General features: G+C 60.3%; 21 protein-coding genes and 1 pseudogene. 13 read left to right on the top strand and 9 right to left on the bottom strand.

From position 1 onward, the window contains the following. Positions 1-13: 13 nt before the first annotated feature. Both ACQKEN_RS00540 and pyrE read right to left on the bottom strand, forming a co-directional pair. The gene (locus ACQKEN_RS00540; RefSeq protein WP_427682898.1) at positions 14-625 is read right to left on the bottom strand and encodes a DUF4124 domain-containing protein; all 612 of its coding nucleotides are present in this window, start codon (positions 623-625) and stop codon (positions 14-16) included. 12 nt (positions 626-637) lie between these two features. Then, the gene (gene pyrE / locus ACQKEN_RS00535; protein ID WP_427682896.1) at positions 638-1,279 is read right to left on the bottom strand and encodes an orotate phosphoribosyltransferase; all 642 of its coding nucleotides are present in this window, start codon (positions 1,277-1,279) and stop codon (positions 638-640) included. An 82-nt stretch (positions 1,280-1,361) separates the two neighbouring features. Between pyrE and ACQKEN_RS00530 the strand changes: the two genes are divergently transcribed. Further along, entirely contained in the window at positions 1,362-2,141 is a 780-nt protein-coding gene (locus ACQKEN_RS00530; protein WP_065988229.1) for an exodeoxyribonuclease III, read from the top strand. A gap of 84 nt (positions 2,142-2,225) precedes the next feature. Here the strand turns inward: ACQKEN_RS00530 and ACQKEN_RS00525 are convergent, their stop codons facing one another. Together ACQKEN_RS00525 and rph are read right to left on the bottom strand one after the other, a co-directional pair. Continuing rightward, entirely contained in the window at positions 2,226-2,594 is a 369-nt protein-coding gene (locus ACQKEN_RS00525; protein ID WP_065988228.1) for a DUF4870 domain-containing protein, read from the bottom strand. 43 nt (positions 2,595-2,637) lie between these two features. Next, positions 2,638-3,360: a ribonuclease PH gene (rph, locus tag ACQKEN_RS00520; protein WP_427682893.1), complete on the bottom strand. Its 723-nt coding sequence runs from the start codon at positions 3,358-3,360 to the stop codon at positions 2,638-2,640. 288 nt (positions 3,361-3,648) lie between these two features. Here rph and ACQKEN_RS00515 point away from each other — a divergent pair, with 288 nt between their 5' ends. The 6 genes from ACQKEN_RS00515 to ACQKEN_RS00490 all read left to right on the top strand — a co-directional run bounded on the left by ACQKEN_RS00515 (position 3,649) and on the right by ACQKEN_RS00490 (position 8,909). Then, a complete protein-coding gene (locus tag ACQKEN_RS00515; protein WP_427682891.1) occupies positions 3,649-4,512 on the top strand; it encodes a YicC/YloC family endoribonuclease in 864 nt (287 codons plus the stop codon). Between the two features lie 13 nt (positions 4,513-4,525). Next, on the top strand, positions 4,526-5,146 hold the full coding sequence (gene gmk, locus ACQKEN_RS00510; RefSeq protein ID WP_133774209.1) for a guanylate kinase: 621 nt from the start codon (positions 4,526-4,528) through the stop codon (positions 5,144-5,146). Between the two features lie 130 nt (positions 5,147-5,276). Beyond that, entirely contained in the window at positions 5,277-5,540 is a 264-nt protein-coding gene (gene rpoZ, locus ACQKEN_RS00505; RefSeq protein ID WP_025257879.1) for a DNA-directed RNA polymerase subunit omega, read from the top strand. Positions 5,541-5,600: 60 nt separating this feature from the next. Next, positions 5,601-7,709, top strand: coding sequence for a bifunctional GTP diphosphokinase/guanosine-3',5'-bis pyrophosphate 3'-pyrophosphohydrolase (gene spoT, locus ACQKEN_RS00500; protein WP_427682889.1), 2,109 nt, complete (start codon positions 5,601-5,603; stop codon positions 7,707-7,709). Between the two features lie 24 nt (positions 7,710-7,733). After that, positions 7,734-8,114, top strand: coding sequence for a RidA family protein (locus ACQKEN_RS00495; RefSeq protein ID WP_427682887.1), 381 nt, complete (start codon positions 7,734-7,736; stop codon positions 8,112-8,114). A 57-nt stretch (positions 8,115-8,171) separates the two neighbouring features. Then, positions 8,172-8,909, top strand: coding sequence for a hypothetical protein (locus ACQKEN_RS00490; RefSeq protein ID WP_427682885.1), 738 nt, complete (start codon positions 8,172-8,174; stop codon positions 8,907-8,909). Positions 8,910-9,037: 128 nt separating this feature from the next. On the opposite strand, the gene ACQKEN_RS00485 is transcribed toward ACQKEN_RS00490, so the two are convergent. Continuing rightward, positions 9,038-9,898 (bottom strand): SDR family oxidoreductase, encoded by an 861-nt coding sequence (locus ACQKEN_RS00485; RefSeq protein WP_427682883.1) that lies wholly within the window; start codon positions 9,896-9,898, stop codon positions 9,038-9,040. A gap of 212 nt (positions 9,899-10,110) precedes the next feature. Between ACQKEN_RS00485 and exbB the strand changes: the two genes are divergently transcribed. The 6 genes from exbB to ACQKEN_RS00455 all read left to right on the top strand — a co-directional run bounded on the left by exbB (position 10,111) and on the right by ACQKEN_RS00455 (position 16,844). Next, positions 10,111-11,088: a tonB-system energizer ExbB gene (gene exbB, locus ACQKEN_RS00480; protein WP_427682881.1), complete on the top strand. Its 978-nt coding sequence runs from the start codon at positions 10,111-10,113 to the stop codon at positions 11,086-11,088. A gap of 3 nt (positions 11,089-11,091) precedes the next feature. Then, on the top strand, positions 11,092-11,517 hold the full coding sequence (exbD, locus tag ACQKEN_RS00475; protein ID WP_427682879.1) for a TonB system transport protein ExbD: 426 nt from the start codon (positions 11,092-11,094) through the stop codon (positions 11,515-11,517). Next, complete coding sequence (locus tag ACQKEN_RS00470) at positions 11,514-12,257, top strand: energy transducer TonB (RefSeq protein WP_074885868.1); 744 nt, start codon at positions 11,514-11,516, stop codon at positions 12,255-12,257. The genes exbD and ACQKEN_RS00470 overlap by 4 nt, the downstream gene beginning before the upstream one ends. A gap of 91 nt (positions 12,258-12,348) precedes the next feature. Further along, positions 12,349-13,278 carry a hydrogen peroxide-inducible genes activator gene (locus ACQKEN_RS00465; protein WP_065988216.1) on the top strand — a complete coding sequence of 310 codons (930 nt, stop codon included), beginning with the start codon at positions 12,349-12,351 and terminating at the stop codon, positions 13,276-13,278. Positions 13,279-13,286: 8 nt separating this feature from the next. Continuing rightward, the gene (gene recG, locus ACQKEN_RS00460) at positions 13,287-15,362 is read left to right on the top strand and encodes an ATP-dependent DNA helicase RecG (RefSeq protein WP_427682876.1); all 2,076 of its coding nucleotides are present in this window, start codon (positions 13,287-13,289) and stop codon (positions 15,360-15,362) included. A gap of 87 nt (positions 15,363-15,449) precedes the next feature. Continuing rightward, positions 15,450-16,844 (top strand): HDOD domain-containing protein, encoded by a 1,395-nt coding sequence (locus tag ACQKEN_RS00455; RefSeq protein ID WP_427682875.1) that lies wholly within the window; start codon positions 15,450-15,452, stop codon positions 16,842-16,844. A gap of 21 nt (positions 16,845-16,865) precedes the next feature. Here the strand turns inward: ACQKEN_RS00455 and ACQKEN_RS00450 are convergent, their stop codons facing one another. The 4 genes and pseudogenes from ACQKEN_RS00450 to ACQKEN_RS00435 all read right to left on the bottom strand — a co-directional run bounded on the left by ACQKEN_RS00450 (position 16,866) and on the right by ACQKEN_RS00435 (position 19,378). Beyond that, the gene (locus ACQKEN_RS00450) at positions 16,866-17,240 is read right to left on the bottom strand and encodes a helicase (protein ID WP_427682873.1); all 375 of its coding nucleotides are present in this window, start codon (positions 17,238-17,240) and stop codon (positions 16,866-16,868) included. Between the two features lie 329 nt (positions 17,241-17,569). Next, a pseudogene (locus ACQKEN_RS00445) lies at positions 17,570-17,839 on the bottom strand (HU family DNA-binding protein); the annotation flags it as partial. Positions 17,840-18,027: 188 nt separating this feature from the next. Next, a complete protein-coding gene (locus ACQKEN_RS00440; RefSeq protein WP_427682871.1) occupies positions 18,028-19,176 on the bottom strand; it encodes an NAD(P)/FAD-dependent oxidoreductase in 1,149 nt (382 codons plus the stop codon). Positions 19,177-19,210: 34 nt separating this feature from the next. Then, entirely contained in the window at positions 19,211-19,378 is a 168-nt protein-coding gene (locus tag ACQKEN_RS00435; protein WP_002555879.1) for a rubredoxin, read from the bottom strand. Positions 19,379-19,595: the final 217 nt, after the last annotated feature.

The following is a 19,595-nucleotide window of genomic DNA, read 5'->3' as shown; positions in this document are numbered from 1 at the left end:
CCCATAGCGGTGATCACCGACCGAGCAGTTTTTGCACACGGGCGCGATCCTGCGCGAACTCGGTCTCGGCCTGGGCTCGCGCCGTCTGGTACCGCAGGATGTCGACTTTCAGGTTTTGTTGCTGATCGCGTAAATCGTCCATCTGATCAAGCAGCGTCTTCGGCACCGGATGCCCTGCCCTCTCTTGATCAGCCGCCTGTGTCTGCAGCGAGCCTTGCTGGGTAACGAGGTTCTGGATGTTGCCTTGCGCCACGACGATCAGCCCGTCGAGTTCGGCGAGTCGACGATTCTTCGCCCGGTCGACGTCTTCGACGCTGGTGTACAGCCGCAGCAAATGCGCGTCGGCGTCGGACTGAAGCTTGGCGGCCTGGGCGTCGCGTAATTCATCGGCGGAGGGTGCAGGCGGTATCGTCTGCACCACGCGACCGCGCTGGTTAAGCACTTCATAACCCTTGCCGACGTACTCGGGGGGCACGCCCTGACGATCAAGCACGGTCACGCCGCGACTGTCGACGTAGCGATACAGCACGATGCCCGGGGCGTCGTCCGCATGAACGTTCGCGATGCAACCCAAACCCAGCGACAGACAAAAACCCAACGTGCCCAGTTTGAGCATAAACCGCATCCTTTTGGAGGCTCAGATTCCGTATTGGGCCCGGTACGCTTCGACGGCAGGCAAATGCTGCTTGAGCTGAGGATCGTCGGCCAGGAATTCCAGCACCTGATTCAACGATACGATGCTCACCACCGGAATGCCGAAATCACGCTCGACTTCCTGAATGGCAGACAGCTCGCCGTTGCCACGCTCCTGGCGGTTCAGCGCGATCAGCACGCCGGCAGCGTTCGCGCCCTGGGCCTGAATGATCTGCATGACCTCGCGAATAGCGGTGCCTGCGGTGATGACGTCGTCGATGATCAGCACATTGCCGGTCAACGGCGCGCCAACCAGGCTGCCGCCTTCGCCATGCGCCTTCGCCTCTTTGCGGTTGAAGCACCAGGGGAGATCGAGACTGTGCTGCTCGGCAAGGGCCATGGCAGTCGCCGCTGCAAGGGGAATACCCTTGTAGGCCGGGCCAAACAGAACATCGAAGGAGATACCGCTTTCAACCACGGCGGCGGCGTAGAACTTACCCAGTTGGGCAAGGGCCGAACCACTGTTGAAAAGACCGGCATTGAAGAAGTAAGGGCTGGTGCGCCCAGACTTCAACGTGAACTCACCGAAGCGCAAAACTCCGCGATCGATGGCAAAACGAATGAAATCGCGTTGATACGCCTGCATGAAAAAAGCCCCGAATACCACGGATTTAGCTAATTAGGTAGAGCTCGGGTATCATACACGCACGTGATTTTTGGGGCCATTTATGCGGATCATCAGTGTGAACGTTAATGGTATTCAGGCTGCAGTCGAGCGTGGTTTGCTCAGTTGGCTGCAAGCTCAGAATGCCGACGTCATCTGCCTTCAGGACACCCGCGCCTCCGCCTTTGAACTGGACGACCCAGCCTTCCAACTGGACGGCTACTTCCTATATGCCTGCGAAGCCGAAGTGCCTGCCCAGGGTGGCGTGGCGCTTTACTCGCGGCTGCAACCGAAGGCGGTCATCAACGGTCTTGGTTTCGAGACGGCTGACCGTTACGGGCGTTACCTGCAGGCAGATTTCGACAAAGTCAGTATCGCGACCTTGCTGCTCCCTTCCGGGATGAACGGCGATGAAGACTTGAATCAGAAATTCAAGCTCATGGACGACTTCGGCAAGTACCTCGACAAGCAGCGACGCAAACGTCGCGAGTACATTTACTGTGGCTCGCTGTACGTGGCGCAACAGAAGCTGGACATCAAAAACTGGCGCGACAGCCAGCAATCTCCCGGCTTCCTCGCACCAGAGCGTGCGTGGATGGACGAGATCGTTGGCAACATGGGTTATGTCGATGCCCTGCGCGAAGTCAGCCGTGAGGGCGATCAGTACAGCTGGTGGCCGGATAACGAACAGGCCGAGATGCTCAATCTGGGCTGGCGCTTCGATTATCAGCTGCTGACCCCGGGCCTGCGCCGTTTCGTACGCAGTGCACGTCTTCCACGCCAGCCGCGCTTCTCGCAACACGCGCCACTGATCGTGGACTACGACTGGACGCTCACCATCTGACGTTCAGTTGCTCAAAAAAAAGCCGACGTGAAGTCGGCTTTTGTTTGTCCGCAGATCAGGCAATCGCCCGATCTCTGGAAGCGCTTACTTGATCAACCGCCAGGTGAACGGATAGCGGTAGGCGACGCCGTCGTTGACCTTTACGCCCGCGATGATCGTCAGCACCAGCGCGCCGACGCCCACCAGCATCAACAGCGGAAAACCGATGATCACCACCATCAGCAAAAAACAGATCATCGCGGCAATGGCGACTGTGATCTGAAAGTTGAGGGCTTCCTTGCCTTGAGCATCGATGTACGGATCGACTTCTTTCTTGAGCTGCCAGACGATCAGCGGCCCGAGCAAATTGCCGAACGGAAAGATCAGGCCGAAAAATGCCGCGAAGTGGCACAGCATTGCCCACTGACGGACTTCTTTACTCGGCGTTGGCAACGGCGACTGACTCTCGATCATCATGCTTTCCCTGTTTTGATGCAGTGCTCTGACGTAGAAACGATCAGTCGGCCAGTGCCGCCTGCTGCAATTCGAAGATTTCGTTCATGCCTTTCTGAGCCAGTGCAAGCATCGCGTTGAGGTCTTCAGGCTGGAACGGCGCGCCCTCGGCAGTACCCTGAACTTCGATGAAACCGCCCGCGTTGGTCATGACCACGTTGAGGTCGGTCTCGGCAGCGGAGTCCTCAAGGTAATCCAGGTCCAGGACCGGCTCGCCCTGATACATGCCCACCGACACGGCCGCGATCATCTGTTTCAGCGGATCGCCGCCCTTGAGGCCGCCACGCTTTTTGATCGACTTGAGTGCATCGATCAGCGCGACCATGGAGCCGGTAATCGACGCAGTGCGCGTCCCGCCGTCCGCCTGGATCACGTCGCAATCTACGTACAAGGTGATTTCACCCAGCTTGGACATGTCCAGTGCCGCGCGCAGTGAGCGACCGATCAGGCGCTGGATCTCGAGGGTACGGCCGCCCTGTTTGCCACGGCTGGCTTCGCGCTGGTTACGCTCACCGGTTGCCCGAGGCAGCATGCCGTATTCAGCCGTCAACCAGCCCTGGCCCTGCCCCTTGAGAAAACGCGGAACGCCGTTTTCAACACTGACGGTGCAGATCACCTTGGTATCACCGAACTCGACCAGCACAGAACCCTCTGCGTGCTTGGTGTAATTGCGCGTGATATTGATCGGGCGAAGCTGATCGGCAGCGCGACCACTTGGACGTTTCATCTGGGATACCTGTACTGGAGACGGAAAACTGGCCTGCATTATAGAGGTGCAGGCACGGCTTGGGACATCTAATGACACATTGCTCACGGCGGGCGCTGCAGATTTGCACGCCTGGCCGCACGATCACAACGCCGCGTATCGCTTGCGACAATGCCACATTTGGGCGCACACCCTGCACTGAGCTACAATCCTGCGCCTTTATAGCCAGTCGTTTCTCCACGACACTCTGCCAGGGATTCATCCCGGGCCGGCTATCCGCAAACGCCTGAATTTATAGAGGTACTTCCCATGGTGCACAGCATGACGGCTTTTGCCCGCGCTGAACGAGCCGGCCCACAAGGCACGCTGAGCTGGGAAATGCGCTCGGTCAATCACCGTTATCTCGAACCCCATCTGCGCCTGCCGGAATCATTTCGTGACCTCGAAGGCGCCGTGCGCGAGGCGCTGCGCCAGGGACTTTCCCGGGGCAAAATCGAATGCACCCTGCGCTTCACCGAAGAGACCGCAGGCAAACCGCTGCAGGTTAACCGCGAACGCGCCGGGCAACTGGTCGCGGCAGCAGAGGTCGTTGCCAGCCTGATCAAGCAGCCTGCTGCACTGAACCCGCTTGAAGTGCTGGCCTGGCCCGGTGTTCTGGTTGCCGATGCTGCCGATCCGCAAGCGCTGAACAACGACGCGCTGGCCCTGTTCAACGAGGCGCTCGAAGAGCTCAAGGCCGGTCGTGCCCGCGAAGGCGCTGATCTGGCCAGGCTTCTCGACGAACGGCTCACCTCGATCAAGACTGAAGTCGCGACCTTGCGTACCCTCGTGCCGCAGATGCTCGCCGCCCAGCGCCAAAAGGTGCTCGATCGTTTTGCCGACATGAAGGCCGAGCTTGATCCGCAGCGTCTGGAACAGGAAATGGTCCTGCTGGCGCAAAAGAGCGACGTTGCCGAAGAACTCGACCGCCTGAGCACCCACGTCACCGAAGTGCGCCGCGTACTCAAGGCCGGCGGGCAAGCCGGGCGCCGGCTGGATTTCCTGATGCAAGAGCTCAACCGCGAAGCCAACACACTGGGCTCTAAAGCCTTTGACCCTCGAAGCACGCAAGCCGCCGTCAACCTCAAAGTGTTGATCGAGCAGATGCGCGAACAAGTGCAGAACATTGAGTAAGGCCACCTCCGACATGACCCACAGCACCGGCACCCTGTACATCATTTCCGCCCCATCGGGCGCAGGCAAGACCAGTCTGGTCAACGCCCTGATCAACGCTCAACCACAGATCCGCGTGTCGGTGTCCCACACCACCCGGGCCATGCGTCCGGGCGAAGTGGACGGCGTGAACTACCACTTCGTGGACCGCGCCGAATTCGTGCGCATGATCGAGCACGGCGACTTTCTCGAGCAGGCTGAAGTCTTCGGCAACATGTACGGGACTTCGCAGAGCCGTTTGCAGCAGACGCTGGACGAAGGCCATGACCTGATTCTGGAAATCGACTGGCAAGGTGCGGAGCAGGTTCGCAAACTGATGCCCCACGCCCGCTCGATCTTCATTCTGCCGCCGACGCAGCAGGCGCTGCGCCAGCGCCTGACCAATCGGGGTCAGGACAGCGACGAGATCATCGAAGGCCGCATGCGCGAAGCCGTCAGCGAGATGAGTCACTACGCCGAATATGATTACATTGTGATCAACGACGATTTCGCCACGGCACTCGAAGACCTGAAAGCGATCTTCCGCGCCAACTTGCTGAGCCAGGAACATCAACAGCAGCGCCACGCCGAGCTGTTGGCTCAACTGCTCGCCTGACCGGTTCTTACGCGGCAAAACCGATCCATTCAAAATCAGCGCTTCCCTAAACGCTGGTGATTTTTTAGACTGTCGAGTCCGCTCGCCCATTCGGGCACCGCGCATATCGCATTTGCTACGAGGAATACCCATGGCCCGCGTGACCGTTGAAGACTGCCTGGAACATGTAGATAACCGTTTTGAGCTGGTCATGCTCGCCACCAAGCGCTCGCGTCAACTGGCGACCGGTGGCAAAGAGCCAAAGCTGGCATGGGAAAACGACAAGCCTACCGTAGTGGCCCTGCGTGAAATCGCTGCAGGCCTGATGGATTACGCTGTTATCGCAGAAGCCGAAATCGTTGAAGATGAACCACTGTTCGCCGCATTCGAGGACGAGTCCAGCGAGGCCGTCTAAGCCTATGCCTGGTCGACGTAGCAAGGCGCAGGGTCACAGCCTTCGGCAAGGAGTTTTATCTTGCCGAGCATAGACGCCCTCGCCGATCGCCTGTCGACCTACCTCGGCGCAGACCAGGTCAACCTGGTTCGCCGGGCGTATTTCTACGCCGAACAAGCCCACGACGGCCAACGCCGTCGAAGCGGCGAAGCCTATGTCACGCATCCGCTGGCAGTGGCCAATATTCTTGCCGACATGCACATGGACCATCAGAGCCTGATGGCCGCCATGCTGCATGACGTGATCGAAGACACCGGCATCGCCAAAGAAGCGCTCTGTGCGCAGTTTGGCGAAACGGTGGCCGAACTCGTCGATGGGGTCAGCAAACTGACCCAGATGAACTTCGAGACCAAAGCCGAAGCTCAGGCCGAAAACTTCCAGAAGATGGCGATGGCCATGGCGCGGGATATCCGCGTGATTCTGGTCAAGCTCGCCGACCGCCTGCATAACATGCGCACGCTGGAAGTCCTCTCCGGTGAAAAGCGCCGTCGCATCGCCAAAGAAACCCTCGAAATCTACGCCCCGATCGCCAATCGCCTTGGCATGCACAGCGTGCGCATCGAATTCGAAGACCTGGGTTTCAAAGCGATGTACCCGATGCGCTCTTCGCGCATCGGCCAGGCGGTCAAGCGCGCGCGCGGCAACCGCAAGGAACTGGTCAACAAGATCGAAGAGTCGCTGAGCCACTGCCTCGCCGTTGACGGCATCGAAGGCGAAGTCAGCGGTCGCCAAAAGCATTTGTATGGCATCTATAAAAAGATGCGCGGCAAGCGCCGGGCCTTCAACGAGATCATGGACGTCTACGCGTTCAGGATCATCGTCGACAAGGTCGACACCTGCTATCGCGTGCTCGGCGCTGTACATAATCTGTACAAGCCGCTGCCGGGCCGCTTCAAGGATTACATCGCGATTCCGAAAGCCAACGGCTATCAATCGCTGCACACCACCCTGTTCGGAATGCACGGCGTGCCCATCGAGATCCAGATTCGTACCCGCGAAATGGAAGAGATGGCCAACAACGGCATCGCCGCGCACTGGCTGTACAAGTCGTCTGGCGATGAACAACCGAAGAGCACCCACGCGCGGGCCCGTCAGTGGGTCAAGGGCGTGCTGGAAATGCAGCAGCGTGCGGGCAATTCGCTGGAATTCATCGAGAGTGTGAAAATCGACCTGTTCCCGGACGAGGTCTACGTGTTCACGCCCAAGGGCCGGATCATGGAGCTGCCAAAGGGCTCCACGGCGGTCGATTTTGCTTATGCCGTCCACACCGATGTCGGCAACAGCTGTATCGCGTGTCGGATCAATCGCCGGCTGGCCCCGCTTTCCGAACCGCTGCAAAGCGGCTCGACCGTTGAGATTGTCAGTGCACCGGGAGCACGCCCGAATCCGGCCTGGCTCAACTTTGTCGTGACCGGCAAGGCCCGCACCCACATCCGTCATGCGCTCAAACTGCAGCGTCGGTCGGAGTCGATCAATCTAGGCGAGCGCCTGCTGAACAAAGTGCTCAACGGCTTCGACAGCACGCTGGACAAGATTCCGGCCGAACGCGTGCGCCTCATCCTTGCCGAGTATCGGGTCGAGGTCATCGAAGACCTGCTCGAAGACATCGGCCTGGGCAACCGCATGGCTTATGTGGTCGCTCGCCGACTGCTGGCCAGTGAAGGCGATCAGCTGCCTAACGCAGAAGGCCCTCTGGCGATCCGTGGCACCGAAGGCCTCGTTCTCAGTTACGCCAAGTGCTGCACGCCGATTCCAGGCGACCCGATCGTCGGGCATTTGTCAGCGGGCAAAGGCATGGTCGTGCACCTGGATAACTGTCGGAACATCACGGAAGTCCGCCACAACCCCGAAAAGTGCATTCAGCTGTCCTGGGCCAAAGACGTTACCGGCGAGTTCAATGTCGAGCTGCGCGTCGAACTGGAACATCAGCGCGGCTTGATCGCCCTGCTTGCGAGCAGCGTCAATGCCGCGGACGGCAACATCGAAAAAATCAGTATGGATGAACGCGATGGTCGCATCAGCGTGGTCCAACTGGTGGTCAGCGTGCACGACCGCGTGCACCTGGCCCGCGTGATCAAGAAACTGCGCGCACTCGCCGGCGTGATCCGCATCACCCGTATGCGCGCGTAGTCAAACCGCAAACAGGAGTTTTTCATGAGCAAGACCGTCATCTCCAGCGACAAAGCCCCTGCCGCCATCGGCACCTATTCCCAGGCAATCAAGGCGGGCAACACCGTTTACATGTCGGGCCAGATTCCGCTGGACCCCAAGACCATGGAGCTGGTCGAAGGCTTTGAAGCACAGACCGTTCAGGTCTTCGAAAACCTGAAGGCTGTGGCCGAAGCCGCAGGCGGTTCGTTCAAGGACATCGTCAAGCTGAATATCTTCCTCACCGACCTGAGCCACTTCGCCAAGGTCAACGAGATCATGGGCAAGTATTTCGAGCAGCCGTACGCGGCGCGCGCCGCCATTGGCGTTGCTGCGCTGCCGCGTGGCGCGCAGGTCGAAATGGACGCCATTCTGGTCATCGAGTAAATCCCGGTGCGGAGCTAAAGCACGCTCCGCCTCCTCACAAAAGGAAGGACTGCACCCATGCGCGTTGCGTTTGCCCTCTCGCTGCTGGCCGTACTGCTCAGCGGCTGCGCCAGCCACTCCGACAAAAGCCCGGACGGCACCTGGATCAACCAGGCCGCCATCGACGCAGCAGCCCAAGGCGGTAATCTGCGTCAGGCGCTGCTGGCTCACGGCCCGAATCTGGAATGGAACATCAACACCAAAGCCGGACAGGCCACTGCTTCCAACGGCTTCGAGCTGAGTGAAGGCAAGATCGCCAGCAATGCCGACGGCAAGCTGCGCGTCGACTTCTACGGCAATGCGTCTGATGAGCTGACCATCAAGGGTGACGACCTGGTGCAGCGCGCCAGCGACACCGGGCCCGAGCAGCATTTCCGCACGCCCAAGGAAGCACCCCCGGCCGGCGCGCAACCCGGCACCAGCTTCGAGCGTGCACTTTACACCGCCTACCTCGGCGGCAAGTGGACCATCGTCAATGGTGAAGGCCAGGGCAGCACGGTTGAGTTCATGCCAGATGGCAGCGTCAGCGGCCTGCCGGGTAATGACCGCTACGCGCTGTGCCTGGCTGGCGATTGCGCCGCAATGAGCGGTGAGTACGACAGCATGTGGCTGGAGAAGAACGAGCGCGGCAACCCGTGGATCTTCGTCCGCAATGGCAAACAGCTGGAGTTGTTCCAGGCGGTGAACAACGCCCAGGCAACCGAAATGCCGGACCTGCGCCCGGGCGAGCAGCGCTGGGTGCTTGAGAAAAACTGACTCTCGCGTACGCATGGTAGGACCGGCTTCAGCCGGGAAGAGGCCAGTACCTATAACCTCAATTTCCTGGCTGTAAGACTGACGCCTTCCCGGCTAAAGCCGGTCCTACGAATCGGCGGCAGAGCGAACTAGTTCGGCTGGTCTGCCAACATCGCCTCATACCCTTCTTTATAAGTCGCATAACGCGGCGTCCAACCCAGCGCTTTGGCGCGGGCATTGCTGCAGCGCTTGCTGCCGGCACGGCGCACGTTGTTCTCATCCGACCACTCTGTGACACCCAGACGCTGGCGCATCCAGTCGACCACTTCGGCCAGCGGCGCGGGTGCATCGTCGACGCCGATATAGCAGTCTTCCAGCGCTATCTCGTCCGATGCTGCTCGCAACAAAAACGCCAGCAGCCCGGCCGCGTCATCAGCATGAATGCGGTTGCCGTACAGCGGCGGATCGATCGCAACGCTGTAGCCCTGGCGTACCCGATTCATCAGATCGCTGCGGCCCGGACCGTAGATTCCGGTCAACCTGACAATGGTTGCCGGGATACCGCTGTCCAACGCCACTTGCTCTGCCTCGCGCATGACCTGTCCCGAGTACCCGGTTGCTTCGACGGGCGACGTTTCATCGACCCACTCGCCTTGCTGCTGACCATAAACGCTGCTGCTGGACACGAAAAATATCCGCTTCAGTCGCTGTCCGCTGCGCTCGCTCCAGCCCAGTACGTGCCGAAGCCCCTCTACATAAGCCGCGCGGTAACCCGCCTCATCCCGGTCAGTGGGTGTGGCGCAGTAGACCAGGTAATCCAGCCGGCCTTCCGGCCAGTGCGCAGGAATGCGGGCGTCGAACAAGTCGCCGCTGACGCCGAGCACACCTGCGGGCAGTTTCTCAACGGAGCGGCGCAGGCCGTACACCGTCCAGTCATCAGGCAACAGTTGGGAAGCCAGTCGGCTCCCGATGTCGCCACATCCAGCAATCAAAACGGATGGCGCTGACATGTCCAATCTCCACATCACTCATTAAATTTCAGCCCGTAAAACGGGCTATAAAACCGACCATTGGGAAGCATTCTCAGGAAAAAAGAGACGCTATTACTTTTGTTAACAAGAATTACTTGCAATAATGACGACCCTTTGTTCTCCTCCGCTCGCCTCGCGCCAGCGTGACGCTCTCAGAACGAACACCTATTTTCATATCAGGTCGGGCCAGCATGACATCTATTCAAACCCCTGCTTCGTCACTTGCCAATCGAGGTCTGCCACGCGCAGGACGCGCCATTGCCGCGCTGCTGTTCAGCCTGATGTTGACGCCCGTAGCGCTCGCCGACTCCAACGCTCCCGCACAAAAGCCCGCCGTACAAGCCGAGGCGCCAGCCGCTACACCGGTTGACCCCGCTACAGCGCCAGGCGTTCAAGAACTGACCCCGGCATCTGCGCCGGCCGAATCGCTCGACGCCGCTGCGGAAGATAACAGCCTGGGCATGTCCCACGATCTCTCGCCATGGGGCATGTACAAGAACGCGGACATCATCGTCAAAGCCGTGATGATCGGTCTGGCCATTGCTTCGGTCATCACCTGGACCATCTGGATCGCCAAGGGCTTCGAACTGCTGGGCGCCAAGCGTCGTCTGCGGAGGGAAATCGCTGCGCTGAAACGTGCGCGCAACCTGGACGAAGCCAGCGCAGGGGCGAAGAAAGAAGGGACCCTTTCCCATATGCTGGTGCACGACGCACTGGAAGAAATGCGCCTGTCGGTTAATACACGCGAACGGGAGGGCATCAAGGAGCGCGTCGCTTTCCGCCTTGAACGCCTGGTCGCCGCTTGCGGCCGCAACATGAGCATGGGCACCGGCGTGCTGGCCACCATCGGTTCGACTGCGCCCTTCGTGGGCCTGTTTGGCACCGTCTGGGGGATCATGAACAGCTTCATCGGCATCGCCAAAACCCAGACCACCAACCTGGCCGTTGTGGCGCCGGGCATCGCCGAAGCCTTGCTGGCCACCGCGCTGGGCCTGGTTGCAGCGATTCCGGCCGTGGTCATCTACAACGTCTTTGCCCGTTCCATCGCCGGTTACAAGGCGCAAGTGTCCGACGCTTCGGCGCAGGTTCTGTTGCTGGTCAGCCGCGATCTGGATCACCAGCCTGCGGCCGAGCGCAGCCAACCGCCGCACATGGTAAAGATGGGGTAAACCATGGGCCTGCATTTGAAGGAAGGCGATGACGAGCTCGCCGAGAACCACGAAATCAACGTGACGCCGTTCATCGACGTCATGCTGGTCCTGCTGATCATCTTCATGGTTGCCGCACCGCTGGCAACCGTGGACATCAAGGTTGACCTGCCCGCCTCCACCGCCAAACCGGTGCCCCGACCCGAGAAACCGATTTTTCTGAGTGTGAAAGCCGACCAGAGCCTGTATCTGGGCGATGAAAAAGTGGTCCGCGAGCAGATCGGTCAGGTGCTGGATGCCAAAACCAAAGGCAAGAAAGACACCACGATCTTCTTCCAGGCTGACAAGGGCGTCGACTATGGCGATCTGATGGACGTCATGAATGCCCTGCGCGGCGCCGGCTACCTGAAGGTGGGCCTGGTGGGTCTCGAGACGGTCGGCAAGAAATGATCAATACGCGCCAAAAGCTGACGCGCTATAGCGGTAGTCTGTTGTTGGTGCTGGCGGTCCATGCCGTGGCGATTGTCGTCGCATTGCGCTGGCCCTCTTCGCAGGCCATCGAGTTGCCCCCGGCAGCGATGATGGTCGAGCTCGCGCCCGTTCCCGAGCCTGCCCCGCCGCCACCGCCAAAAGTCGTGCAACCGCCGCAGCCGCCTGCGCCTGAAGAACAACTGCCGATTCCGCCGGTCGCCGAAGCGCCCAAGGCCGAGATCGCTGTGCCCAAGCCGGTCAAACCCAAGCCCAAACCACAGCCGCCCAAGCCTGTGAAGAAGGTCGAGCCGCCGAAGGAAGAAAAGCCAGCCGACGACAAGCCGCTGGACGCACCGCCGTCCAACGCCAAGCCGGAGAAGTCAGCATCGCCGCAACCTGCTCCGCCCACGCCGCCAAGCAATGCATTACCCACTTGGCAGGGTGAGTTGCTGAGTCACCTGAGCAAGTTCAAGCGGTACCCGGAAGATGCTCGACGTCGGGGCATGCAAGGCACCAGTCGTCTGCGCTTCGTGGTCGATGGCGAAGGCCGCGTGTTGTCCTATGAATTGGCCGGCGGTTCAGGAAGCGCTTCACTGGATCGAGCGACGCTGGAAATGATCCGCCGCGCGCAGCCATTGCCCAAGCCGCCGCCGGAATTGCTGAAGAACGGGTCGCTGGAAGTGGTCGCTCCCTTCGTTTATTCCCTGGATAAACGCTGAAACCAGAATTTTGTCAGCCGCGACGGGTTGATAACGTGCGTCTATCGATTGCACCCGCTATGCTGGGGCCGCAACTTCATGGACGCACGTTATGACCCTCACAGAATTGCGCTACATCGTTACCCTCGCTCAAGAGCAGCACTTCGGCCATGCCGCTGAACGTTGTCACGTCAGCCAGCCGACCCTGTCGGTGGGCGTCAAGAAGCTGGAAGATGAACTCGGTGTGCTGATTTTCGAGCGCAGCAAGAGTGCCGTACGTCTGACCCCGGTTGGCGAGGGCATCGTGGCTCAAGCGCAGAAGGTCCTCGAACAGGCTCAGGGTATTCGTGAACTGGCCCAGACCGGCAAGAATCAACTGACCGCGCCGCTTAAAGTCGGCGCGATCTACACCGTCGGCCCGTACCTGTTTCCTCACCTGATTCCTCAACTGCACCGGGTCGCCCCGCAGATGCCGTTGTACATCGAGGAAAACTTCACTCACGTGCTGCGTGACAAGCTGCGCAATGGTGAGCTCGACGCGATCATCATCGCTCTGCCGTTCAACGAAGCCGATGTCCTGACGCTGTCGCTGTACGACGAGCCGTTCTACGTGTTGATGCCGGCCGATCATCCATGGACCCAGAAAAAGACCATCGATGCCTCGGCGCTGAACGACAAGAGCCTGCTGTTGCTGGGCGAAGGCCACTGCTTCCGCGATCAGGTGCTCGAAGCCTGTCCGACGCTGGTCAAGGGCGGCGACGCTGCCAAGCACACCACGGTGGAATCCAGCTCGCTGGAAACCATTCGGCACATGGTCGCTTCGGGGCTGGGCATTTCCATCCTGCCGATGTCGGCCGTCGACAGCCATCATTACGCCCCCGGCGTGATCGAAGTCCGTCCGCTGTCACCGCCGGTGCCGTTCCGCACAGTGGCAATCGCCTGGCGTGCCAGCTTCCCGCGTCCGAAAGCCATCGAAATCCTCGCTGACTCGATTCGTCTGTGTTCCGTCGCTCGTCCTAAAGCTCAGGCTGAAGCGAGTTAAGGGACGGTATGACGGAGCTGTCTCATGTCTCGGTCACGGCGCTAAAAGGCGTCGGTGAGGCAATGGCTGAAAAGCTGGCGAAAGTCGGTCTTGAGAACATTCAGGACGTGCTATTCCACCTGCCGTTGCGTTATCAGGACCGGACTCGCGTCGTGCCCATCGGCGAATTGCGCCCGGGCCAGGACGCGGTAGTCGAAGGTGTGGTCAGCGGCGCCGACGTGGTCATGGGCAAGCGCCGCAGTTTGCTGGTCAGGATGGGCGACGGCACCGGCGTGCTGAGCCTGCGCTTTTATCACTTCAGCAACGCGCAGAAGGACGGCCTAAAGCGCGGCACCCACGTGCGCTGTTACGGCGAAGCCCGGCCCGGCGCTTCGGGGCTCGAGATCTACCACCCGGAATACCGTGCGATCACCGGCGACGAGCCGGTGGCTGTCGAGCAGACGCTGACGCCGATCTACCCCACGACCGAAGGCCTCACCCAGCAGCGCCTGCGGCAATTGTGTCAGCAGAGCCTGTCGATGCTTGGCCCGAAGAGCCTGCCTGACTGGTTGCCGGATGAGCTGGCGCGCGACTATCAACTCGCGCCCCTGGCTGACGCCATTCATTACCTGCACAACCCGCCTGCCGATGCCGACGTTGAAGAGCTCGCGCTGGGCCATCACTGGGCGCAGCACCGACTGGCGTTCGAAGAGCTGCTGACGCACCAGCTTTCCCAGCAACGCCTGCGTGAAAGCCTGCGCTCGCAGCGCGCGCCTGCACTGCCACCGGCCAAGCGTCTGCCGAAGAAATTCCTCGCCAACCTCGGATTTCCGCCCACAGGTGCGCAGCAGCGCGTCGGCAACGAGATCGCCTATGACCTCAGTCAGCACGAGCCGATGCTGCGTTTGATTCAGGGTGACGTAGGCGCTGGCAAGACGGTCGTTGCAGCCCTCGCCGCGTTGCAGGCCCTCGAAGCGGGCTACCAGGTCGCACTGATGGCGCCTACGGAGATTCTGGCCGAACAGCATTTCATCAATTTCACCCGCTGGCTGGAGCCTCTCGGCATCGAGACGGCGTGGCTCGCGGGCAAACTCAAAGGCAAGGCGCGTGCGGCCTCACTGGCGCAGATCGCCGGTGGCACGCCCATGGTCGTCGGCACCCACGCTCTGTTCCAGGACGAGGTGCAGTTCAAGAATCTCGCGCTGGTTATCATCGACGAACAGCACCGTTTCGGCGTTCAGCAACGCCTGGCCCTGCGCAAGAAAGGCGTCGGCGGCTCGATGTGCCCGCATCAGCTGATCATGACCGCCACGCCCATCCCGCGCACGCTGGCGATGAGCGCCTACGCCGACCTCGACACGTCGATCCTCGACGAACTGCCACCCGGTCGTACGCCGGTGAACACCGTGCTGGTGGTCGACAGCCGACGGATCGAAGTCGTCGAACGCGTACGCAATGCATGCGCCGAAGGCCGGCAGGCGTACTGGGTCTGCACGCTGATCGATGAGTCTGAAGAGCTGACGTGTCAGGCCGCTGAAACCACGTTCGAGGAGCTGACCAGCGCGCTGGGCGAGCTCAAGGTCGGCTTGATTCACGGGCGCATGAAGCCCGCCGAAAAAGCCGCGGTCATGGCCGAATTCAAGCAGGGCAATCTGAATCTGCTGATCGCGACGACGGTGATCGAGGTTGGTGTGGACGTCCCCAATGCCAGCCTGATGATCATCGAAAACCCGGAACGCCTGGGCCTGGCGCAGCTTCATCAATTACGCGGTCGGGTCGGCCGGGGCAGCGCCGCCAGCCATTGCGTGCTGCTGTATCACCCGCCGCTTTCGCAGATCGGTCGTCAACGGCTGGGCATCATGCGTGAAACCAACGACGGCTTCGTGATCGCCGAAAAGGATCTGGAGCTGCGTGGGCCCGGCGAGATGCTCGGCACGCGTCAGACAGGGCTGCTGCAGTTCAAGGTGGCTGACCTGATGCGCGATGCAGATCTGCTGCCGGCAGTCAGGGACGCGGCCCAGGCGCTGCTCGAGCGCTGGCCGCAACATGTCAGTCCGCTGCTGGAACGCTGGCTGCGCCATGGCCAGCAATACGGTCAAGTGTGAAGCAGTCAACGCAATAACAGGGTGTCTCACCTCTATAACAACTAAGCTGGTTATACTTCAGCGATTGTAGGAATCTGGATACAGGCCATGACAGAAGTTGCCCACATTGACGCAACCCCACACTGCCCTTCTGTCATTCGGCAGTTGCTGGGCAAAGCCGCTATCAACTTCCGTGAAGTGACAGACGACGAGTCTCTTCCGCTTGATCAGAAAGTGCAGGCCATTCTGGTCGACGACTCAGTCGGCGCGCTGTTCATCCTGTTTCCACAAAACCAATTGCTGGACCTCAATCGCATCACGGAGTTGACCGGCCGCAAGTTGAAAGCGGTTCCGAAAGAGTCGCTCGAACTGATGCTGCAAAAACACCAACTGGGTACGTTGCCTGGCCTGCCTTCGCTGACCAGCTCGCCTTGCCTGTATGAAGAGCGGATTCTGTCCGGTCCTACTGTGCTGATCGATTCCGGTGAGCCGGGCCTCTTGCTGGAAATCAGCAGCGAAGACTTCAGGACGCTGTTGACCAAAGCCAGCGCTGCGCGCTTCGGCGAGCCGGTGACATCCGTTACGCCCAACCTCACGCGTCCCGATGACGACCGCGAGGAGATCACCAAAGCCGTTCAGAATTTCACCGCCCGGCGCATTCAGCAGCGTCTGGAATCCACGGTGGAAATTCCGCCATTGGCCGATACGGCGCAGAAGATCATCAAACTGCGTGTCGACCCTGACGCAACCATCGACGATATTACCGGCGTGGTGGAAACCGACCCGGCACTGGCGGCACAGGTCGTGAGCTGGGCGGCCTCCCCGTATTACGGTTCGGCCGGCAAAATCCGCTCTGTAGAGGATGCCATCGTCCGCGTGTTGGGTTTTGATCTGGTGATCAATCTGGCGCTCGGCCTGGCGCTGGGCAAAACCCTGGCGCTGCCCAAGGATCATCCGCAGCAAGCAACCCCTTACTGGCAGCAGTCGATTTACACCGCTGCGATCATTGAAGGCCTGACCCGCGCCATGCCCCGTGCCGAGCGCCCGGAAAGTGGCCTGACGTACCTCGCCGGCTTGCTGCACAACTTCGGCTATCTGCTGCTGGCGCATGTGTTTCCGCCGCACTTTTCGCTGATCTGCCGCCAGATCGAAGTCAATCCGCATCTTCATCACAGCTACGTCGAGCAGCACCTGCTGGGCATCACCCGCGAGCAGATCGGTTCCTGGCTGATGCGCAACTGGGACATGCCGGAGGAGCTGGTCATCGCCCTGCGCTTCCAGCATGACCCGCATTACGCAGGTGAGCATTACAAGTATGCAAACCTGGTGTGCCTGGCAGTGAGACTGCTGCGCAAGGAAGGCATCGGCTCCGGCCCTCTGGAAGGCATTCCGGACGAGTTGCTCGAGCGCCTGAAGCTGTCCCGCGAGAAAGCTCAGGATGTCGTGAAGAAAGTGCTGGAGGCCGAAGTGCTGTTGCGCGAACTGGCCGCGCAGTTCAGTTAATCCAGAAGTGTCCGGGGAGGACTACTTCTTCTTCCTCGGCTTCAAATACTTTGTCAGGCCCTGAAACCACATCACCAGACCCGCGTTGCCGGTGACCAAGATGTTCTTGTCCTGAATGCCCTGCATAAACGCGAGCTGCTTGTTCCGGGCCTGCATTGTGGCGAAGCCGTAATCGGCATCCTTGAAAGAAATCACGAAAGCAGGCGCCGCAAAGGTGCCGGCGCGGCTCTTGATGCGTTGATGCCGCACGATGAAATGCCGGGCGATCTTGCCATCAGCCGTTTGCAACTGGAACGCCAGATCTTTCCCCGCGAGTTGCTGCTGAAAAGCGGGATTATTGCGACTCGCGCGGCCCATCAACAGGCCCAACATCCAGAGTAGAAAACGGAACTTCATGTATGGGCCTCATGGGATCAGCGTCGGTCAGAGTGACCAGCCGCAGTGTAGCGAGCTTGGTTGACCGGTGAGCAAGCAGAACCGGTCGGTCGCAAAGTGGCGAGCCAGACGCAACGCGCAGGGCTGCGCGGGTTGATTAATCGGGCATAAAAAAATGGACATGCCGACTGATCGGCATGCCCATCTCCGTGCTGCTCGCCCTCCGCAGAGCGCTCAGCGAATTACTTTTTCTTTGCTGCGGGTGCCTTGGCCGCTGCGGCCTTGGCTGGCTTGGCATCTTTGGCGGCTGCAGCCGGCTTGGCTGGTTTCGCTGGCTTTGCCGCGTCCGGATTGACACTGTCTTTGAGAAACTTACCCGGCTTGAATGCCACCGTGTTGCTGGCCTTGATCTTGACGGGCTCACCGGTCTGAGGGTTCTTACCGGTGCGGGCGCCACGATGGCGTTGCAAGAAAGTGCCGAATCCCACTAGCGTGACGCTGTCCTTCTTGTGCAGCGCGTTGGTGATTTCGTCGAGCACGGCGTTGAGGACGCGATTGGCTTGTTCTTTGGTGAGATCTGCTTTCTCGGCAATAGCCGCTGCGAGTTCTGGTTTACGCATATGAAGCCTCTTTTACGGTTTTTTGTTTTTATGTCCCGTGCAGCCCTTGCGGACAGCGAGCAGGTGCCGCAACAGCTCTACGTTGCGGCAGACCGGAATGAGAATGGCACGCCACCGGGACCCGCGCCAGTACGTGGGCCACGTTTGTTTCAACTAAAAGATGGCTTATCCGACAGAACGACTGTTAATCATGCCAGCAGCGGGGGCAAAGCCTTGTTCAGGGCGAGCTTGTCCATCACCGCAGCGCCTGTTAGCGCGTAACCCAGCAGGTTGCCGTCGCTGTCGCGGCACAGCGCCTTGATATCGGCGCCCTCTCCGTCCACGGTCCAGACACCGTCCGAGCCCTTGGGCGGCGGCGACACTACCAGCGGGCAAACCGGTGTTTTCACGGTGACCGGCATCGGGCCATATTTGACGGGCGTGGGCGTGCCAGCGAGCGTCTGCGCCAATGCTCGGGCGCAGTTCATCAGCGGCATGACGTAAAGCAGATTCAGGCCATCGACTTCAGCGCAGTCACCCAGCGCATAGATATTGGCGTGGGAGGTCTGCAAATGCCGATCGACCACCACGCCACGCCCGATTTCCAGGCCCGCCGCTGCGGCGAGATCAGTGCGGGGACGCAGGCCGATGGCCGACACCACCAGATCGCAATGCAGCACCTCGCCATCGGACAGGTGCGCTTCGAGCCCGATGTCGGCACGATCAAGCCGAGTCAGCAAAGGGCCGAGGTGAAAACGCGCGCCCAGGCTTTCCAGCCCGGCCTGTACCGCTGCGGCAGCTGCAGGGTGCAGCAACGTGGGCATCACCTGCTCGCACGGCGCAACCAGGTCGATTTCGTAACCGCCCAGGATCAGATCATTGGCGAACTCGCAGCCGATGAGACCTGCGCCGAGGATTAACACCCGTTTCTTGCCTGCCGCTGCGGCCCGGAAACGCGCGTAGTCCTCCAGATCGTTGATCGGGAATATGGCGTCGGCAGCGTCACCCGCCACCGGCACACGCACGGTTTCGGCGCCCCACGCCAGAATCAGATCACGGTAGAGCACCGCCTCCTCGCCGATCCACAGACGCTTGTGACCCGGATCAATACCGCTGACGCGGGTGTGCGTACGCACCTCGGCGTTGAGCTGATCGGCCATGGCGCCCGGCTCGGCCATGCTCAGGCCGTCGGCTTCTTTATTTTTGCCAAAGCCGGTGGAGAGCATAGGTTTGGAGTACGAACGGCCGTCATCGGCGGTGATCAGCAACAGCGGCGTCTCGCCATCCAGCTTGCGAAATTCGCGAGCGAGGTTATAGCCGGCCAGCCCGGTACCGATGATCACGACAGGTGCGTTCATTCATTTCTCCAGAGGGGGCGTGGAAGTCAGCGGATCAGCCGATTTCGATCATCTCAAAATCCATCTTGCCGACGCCGCAGTCAGGGCACAGCCAGTCTTCCGGCACGTCCTGCCAGAGCGTGCCCGGCGCGATGCCGTCATCCGGCCAACCGTCGGCTTCGTTGTAGATCAGGCCACAGACTATGCATTGCCACTTTTTCATTGATCGGTTCTCTTGGTTTCAGGCTAGACGTCCCAGACGCTCCGCTGTCGTCGCGAAGTTTATCGAATGAGTCAGGCCTTTTACTGATCACAGCGCGATGACGCAAGTTTCATTGATGTTCAACGCGGGTACTTTCTAGTGGGACTGGCTTTAGCCGGGAAGACGTCAGCGGCCGCACCGCAAAATTGATGGCGCACACACCGACCTCTTCCCGGCT

The sequence above is a fragment of the Pseudomonas sp. NPDC078416 genome (genome assembly GCF_050268485.1).
In the GTDB taxonomy this organism is placed as follows: domain Bacteria; phylum Pseudomonadota; class Gammaproteobacteria; order Pseudomonadales; family Pseudomonadaceae; genus Aquipseudomonas.
The sequence above is the reverse complement of the archived record's forward strand: the minus strand, read 5'-3'. Positions and strand labels throughout refer to the sequence as shown.

Bases quoted from the DNA above. Each gene is read 5' to 3' on its own strand.
- ACQKEN_RS00490 (WP_427682885.1), top strand. From the start codon at position 8,172: ATGCGCGTTGCGTTTGCCCTCTCGCTGCTGGCCGTACTGCTCAGCGGC.
- exbD (WP_427682879.1), top strand. From the start codon at position 11,092: ATGGGCCTGCATTTGAAGGAAGGCGATGACGAGCTCGCCGAGAACCAC.
- pyrE (WP_427682896.1), bottom strand. From the start codon at position 1,279: ATGCAGGCGTATCAACGCGATTTCATTCGTTTTGCCATCGATCGCGGA.
- ACQKEN_RS00440 (WP_427682871.1), bottom strand. From the start codon at position 19,176: ATGAACGCACCTGTCGTGATCATCGGTACCGGGCTGGCCGGCTATAAC.
- ACQKEN_RS00515 (WP_427682891.1), top strand. From the start codon at position 3,649: ATGGTGCACAGCATGACGGCTTTTGCCCGCGCTGAACGAGCCGGCCCA.
- ACQKEN_RS00495 (WP_427682887.1), top strand. From the start codon at position 7,734: ATGAGCAAGACCGTCATCTCCAGCGACAAAGCCCCTGCCGCCATCGGC.
- ACQKEN_RS00450 (WP_427682873.1), bottom strand. From the start codon at position 17,240: ATGAAGTTCCGTTTTCTACTCTGGATGTTGGGCCTGTTGATGGGCCGC.
- ACQKEN_RS00540 (WP_427682898.1), bottom strand. From the start codon at position 625: ATGCGGTTTATGCTCAAACTGGGCACGTTGGGTTTTTGTCTGTCGCTG.
- ACQKEN_RS00455 (WP_427682875.1), top strand. From the start codon at position 15,450: ATGACAGAAGTTGCCCACATTGACGCAACCCCACACTGCCCTTCTGTC.
- ACQKEN_RS00470 (WP_074885868.1), top strand. From the start codon at position 11,514: ATGATCAATACGCGCCAAAAGCTGACGCGCTATAGCGGTAGTCTGTTG.
- ACQKEN_RS00530 (WP_065988229.1), top strand. From the start codon at position 1,362: ATGCGGATCATCAGTGTGAACGTTAATGGTATTCAGGCTGCAGTCGAG.
- ACQKEN_RS00465 (WP_065988216.1), top strand. From the start codon at position 12,349: ATGACCCTCACAGAATTGCGCTACATCGTTACCCTCGCTCAAGAGCAG.
- rph (WP_427682893.1), bottom strand. From the start codon at position 3,360: ATGAAACGTCCAAGTGGTCGCGCTGCCGATCAGCTTCGCCCGATCAAT.
- ACQKEN_RS00435 (WP_002555879.1), bottom strand. From the start codon at position 19,378: ATGAAAAAGTGGCAATGCATAGTCTGTGGCCTGATCTACAACGAAGCC.
- ACQKEN_RS00525 (WP_065988228.1), bottom strand. From the start codon at position 2,594: ATGATCGAGAGTCAGTCGCCGTTGCCAACGCCGAGTAAAGAAGTCCGT.
- rpoZ (WP_025257879.1), top strand. From the start codon at position 5,277: ATGGCCCGCGTGACCGTTGAAGACTGCCTGGAACATGTAGATAACCGT.
- gmk (WP_133774209.1), top strand. From the start codon at position 4,526: ATGACCCACAGCACCGGCACCCTGTACATCATTTCCGCCCCATCGGGC.
- exbB (WP_427682881.1), top strand. From the start codon at position 10,111: ATGACATCTATTCAAACCCCTGCTTCGTCACTTGCCAATCGAGGTCTG.
- ACQKEN_RS00485 (WP_427682883.1), bottom strand. From the start codon at position 9,898: ATGTCAGCGCCATCCGTTTTGATTGCTGGATGTGGCGACATCGGGAGC.
- recG (WP_427682876.1), top strand. From the start codon at position 13,287: ATGACGGAGCTGTCTCATGTCTCGGTCACGGCGCTAAAAGGCGTCGGT.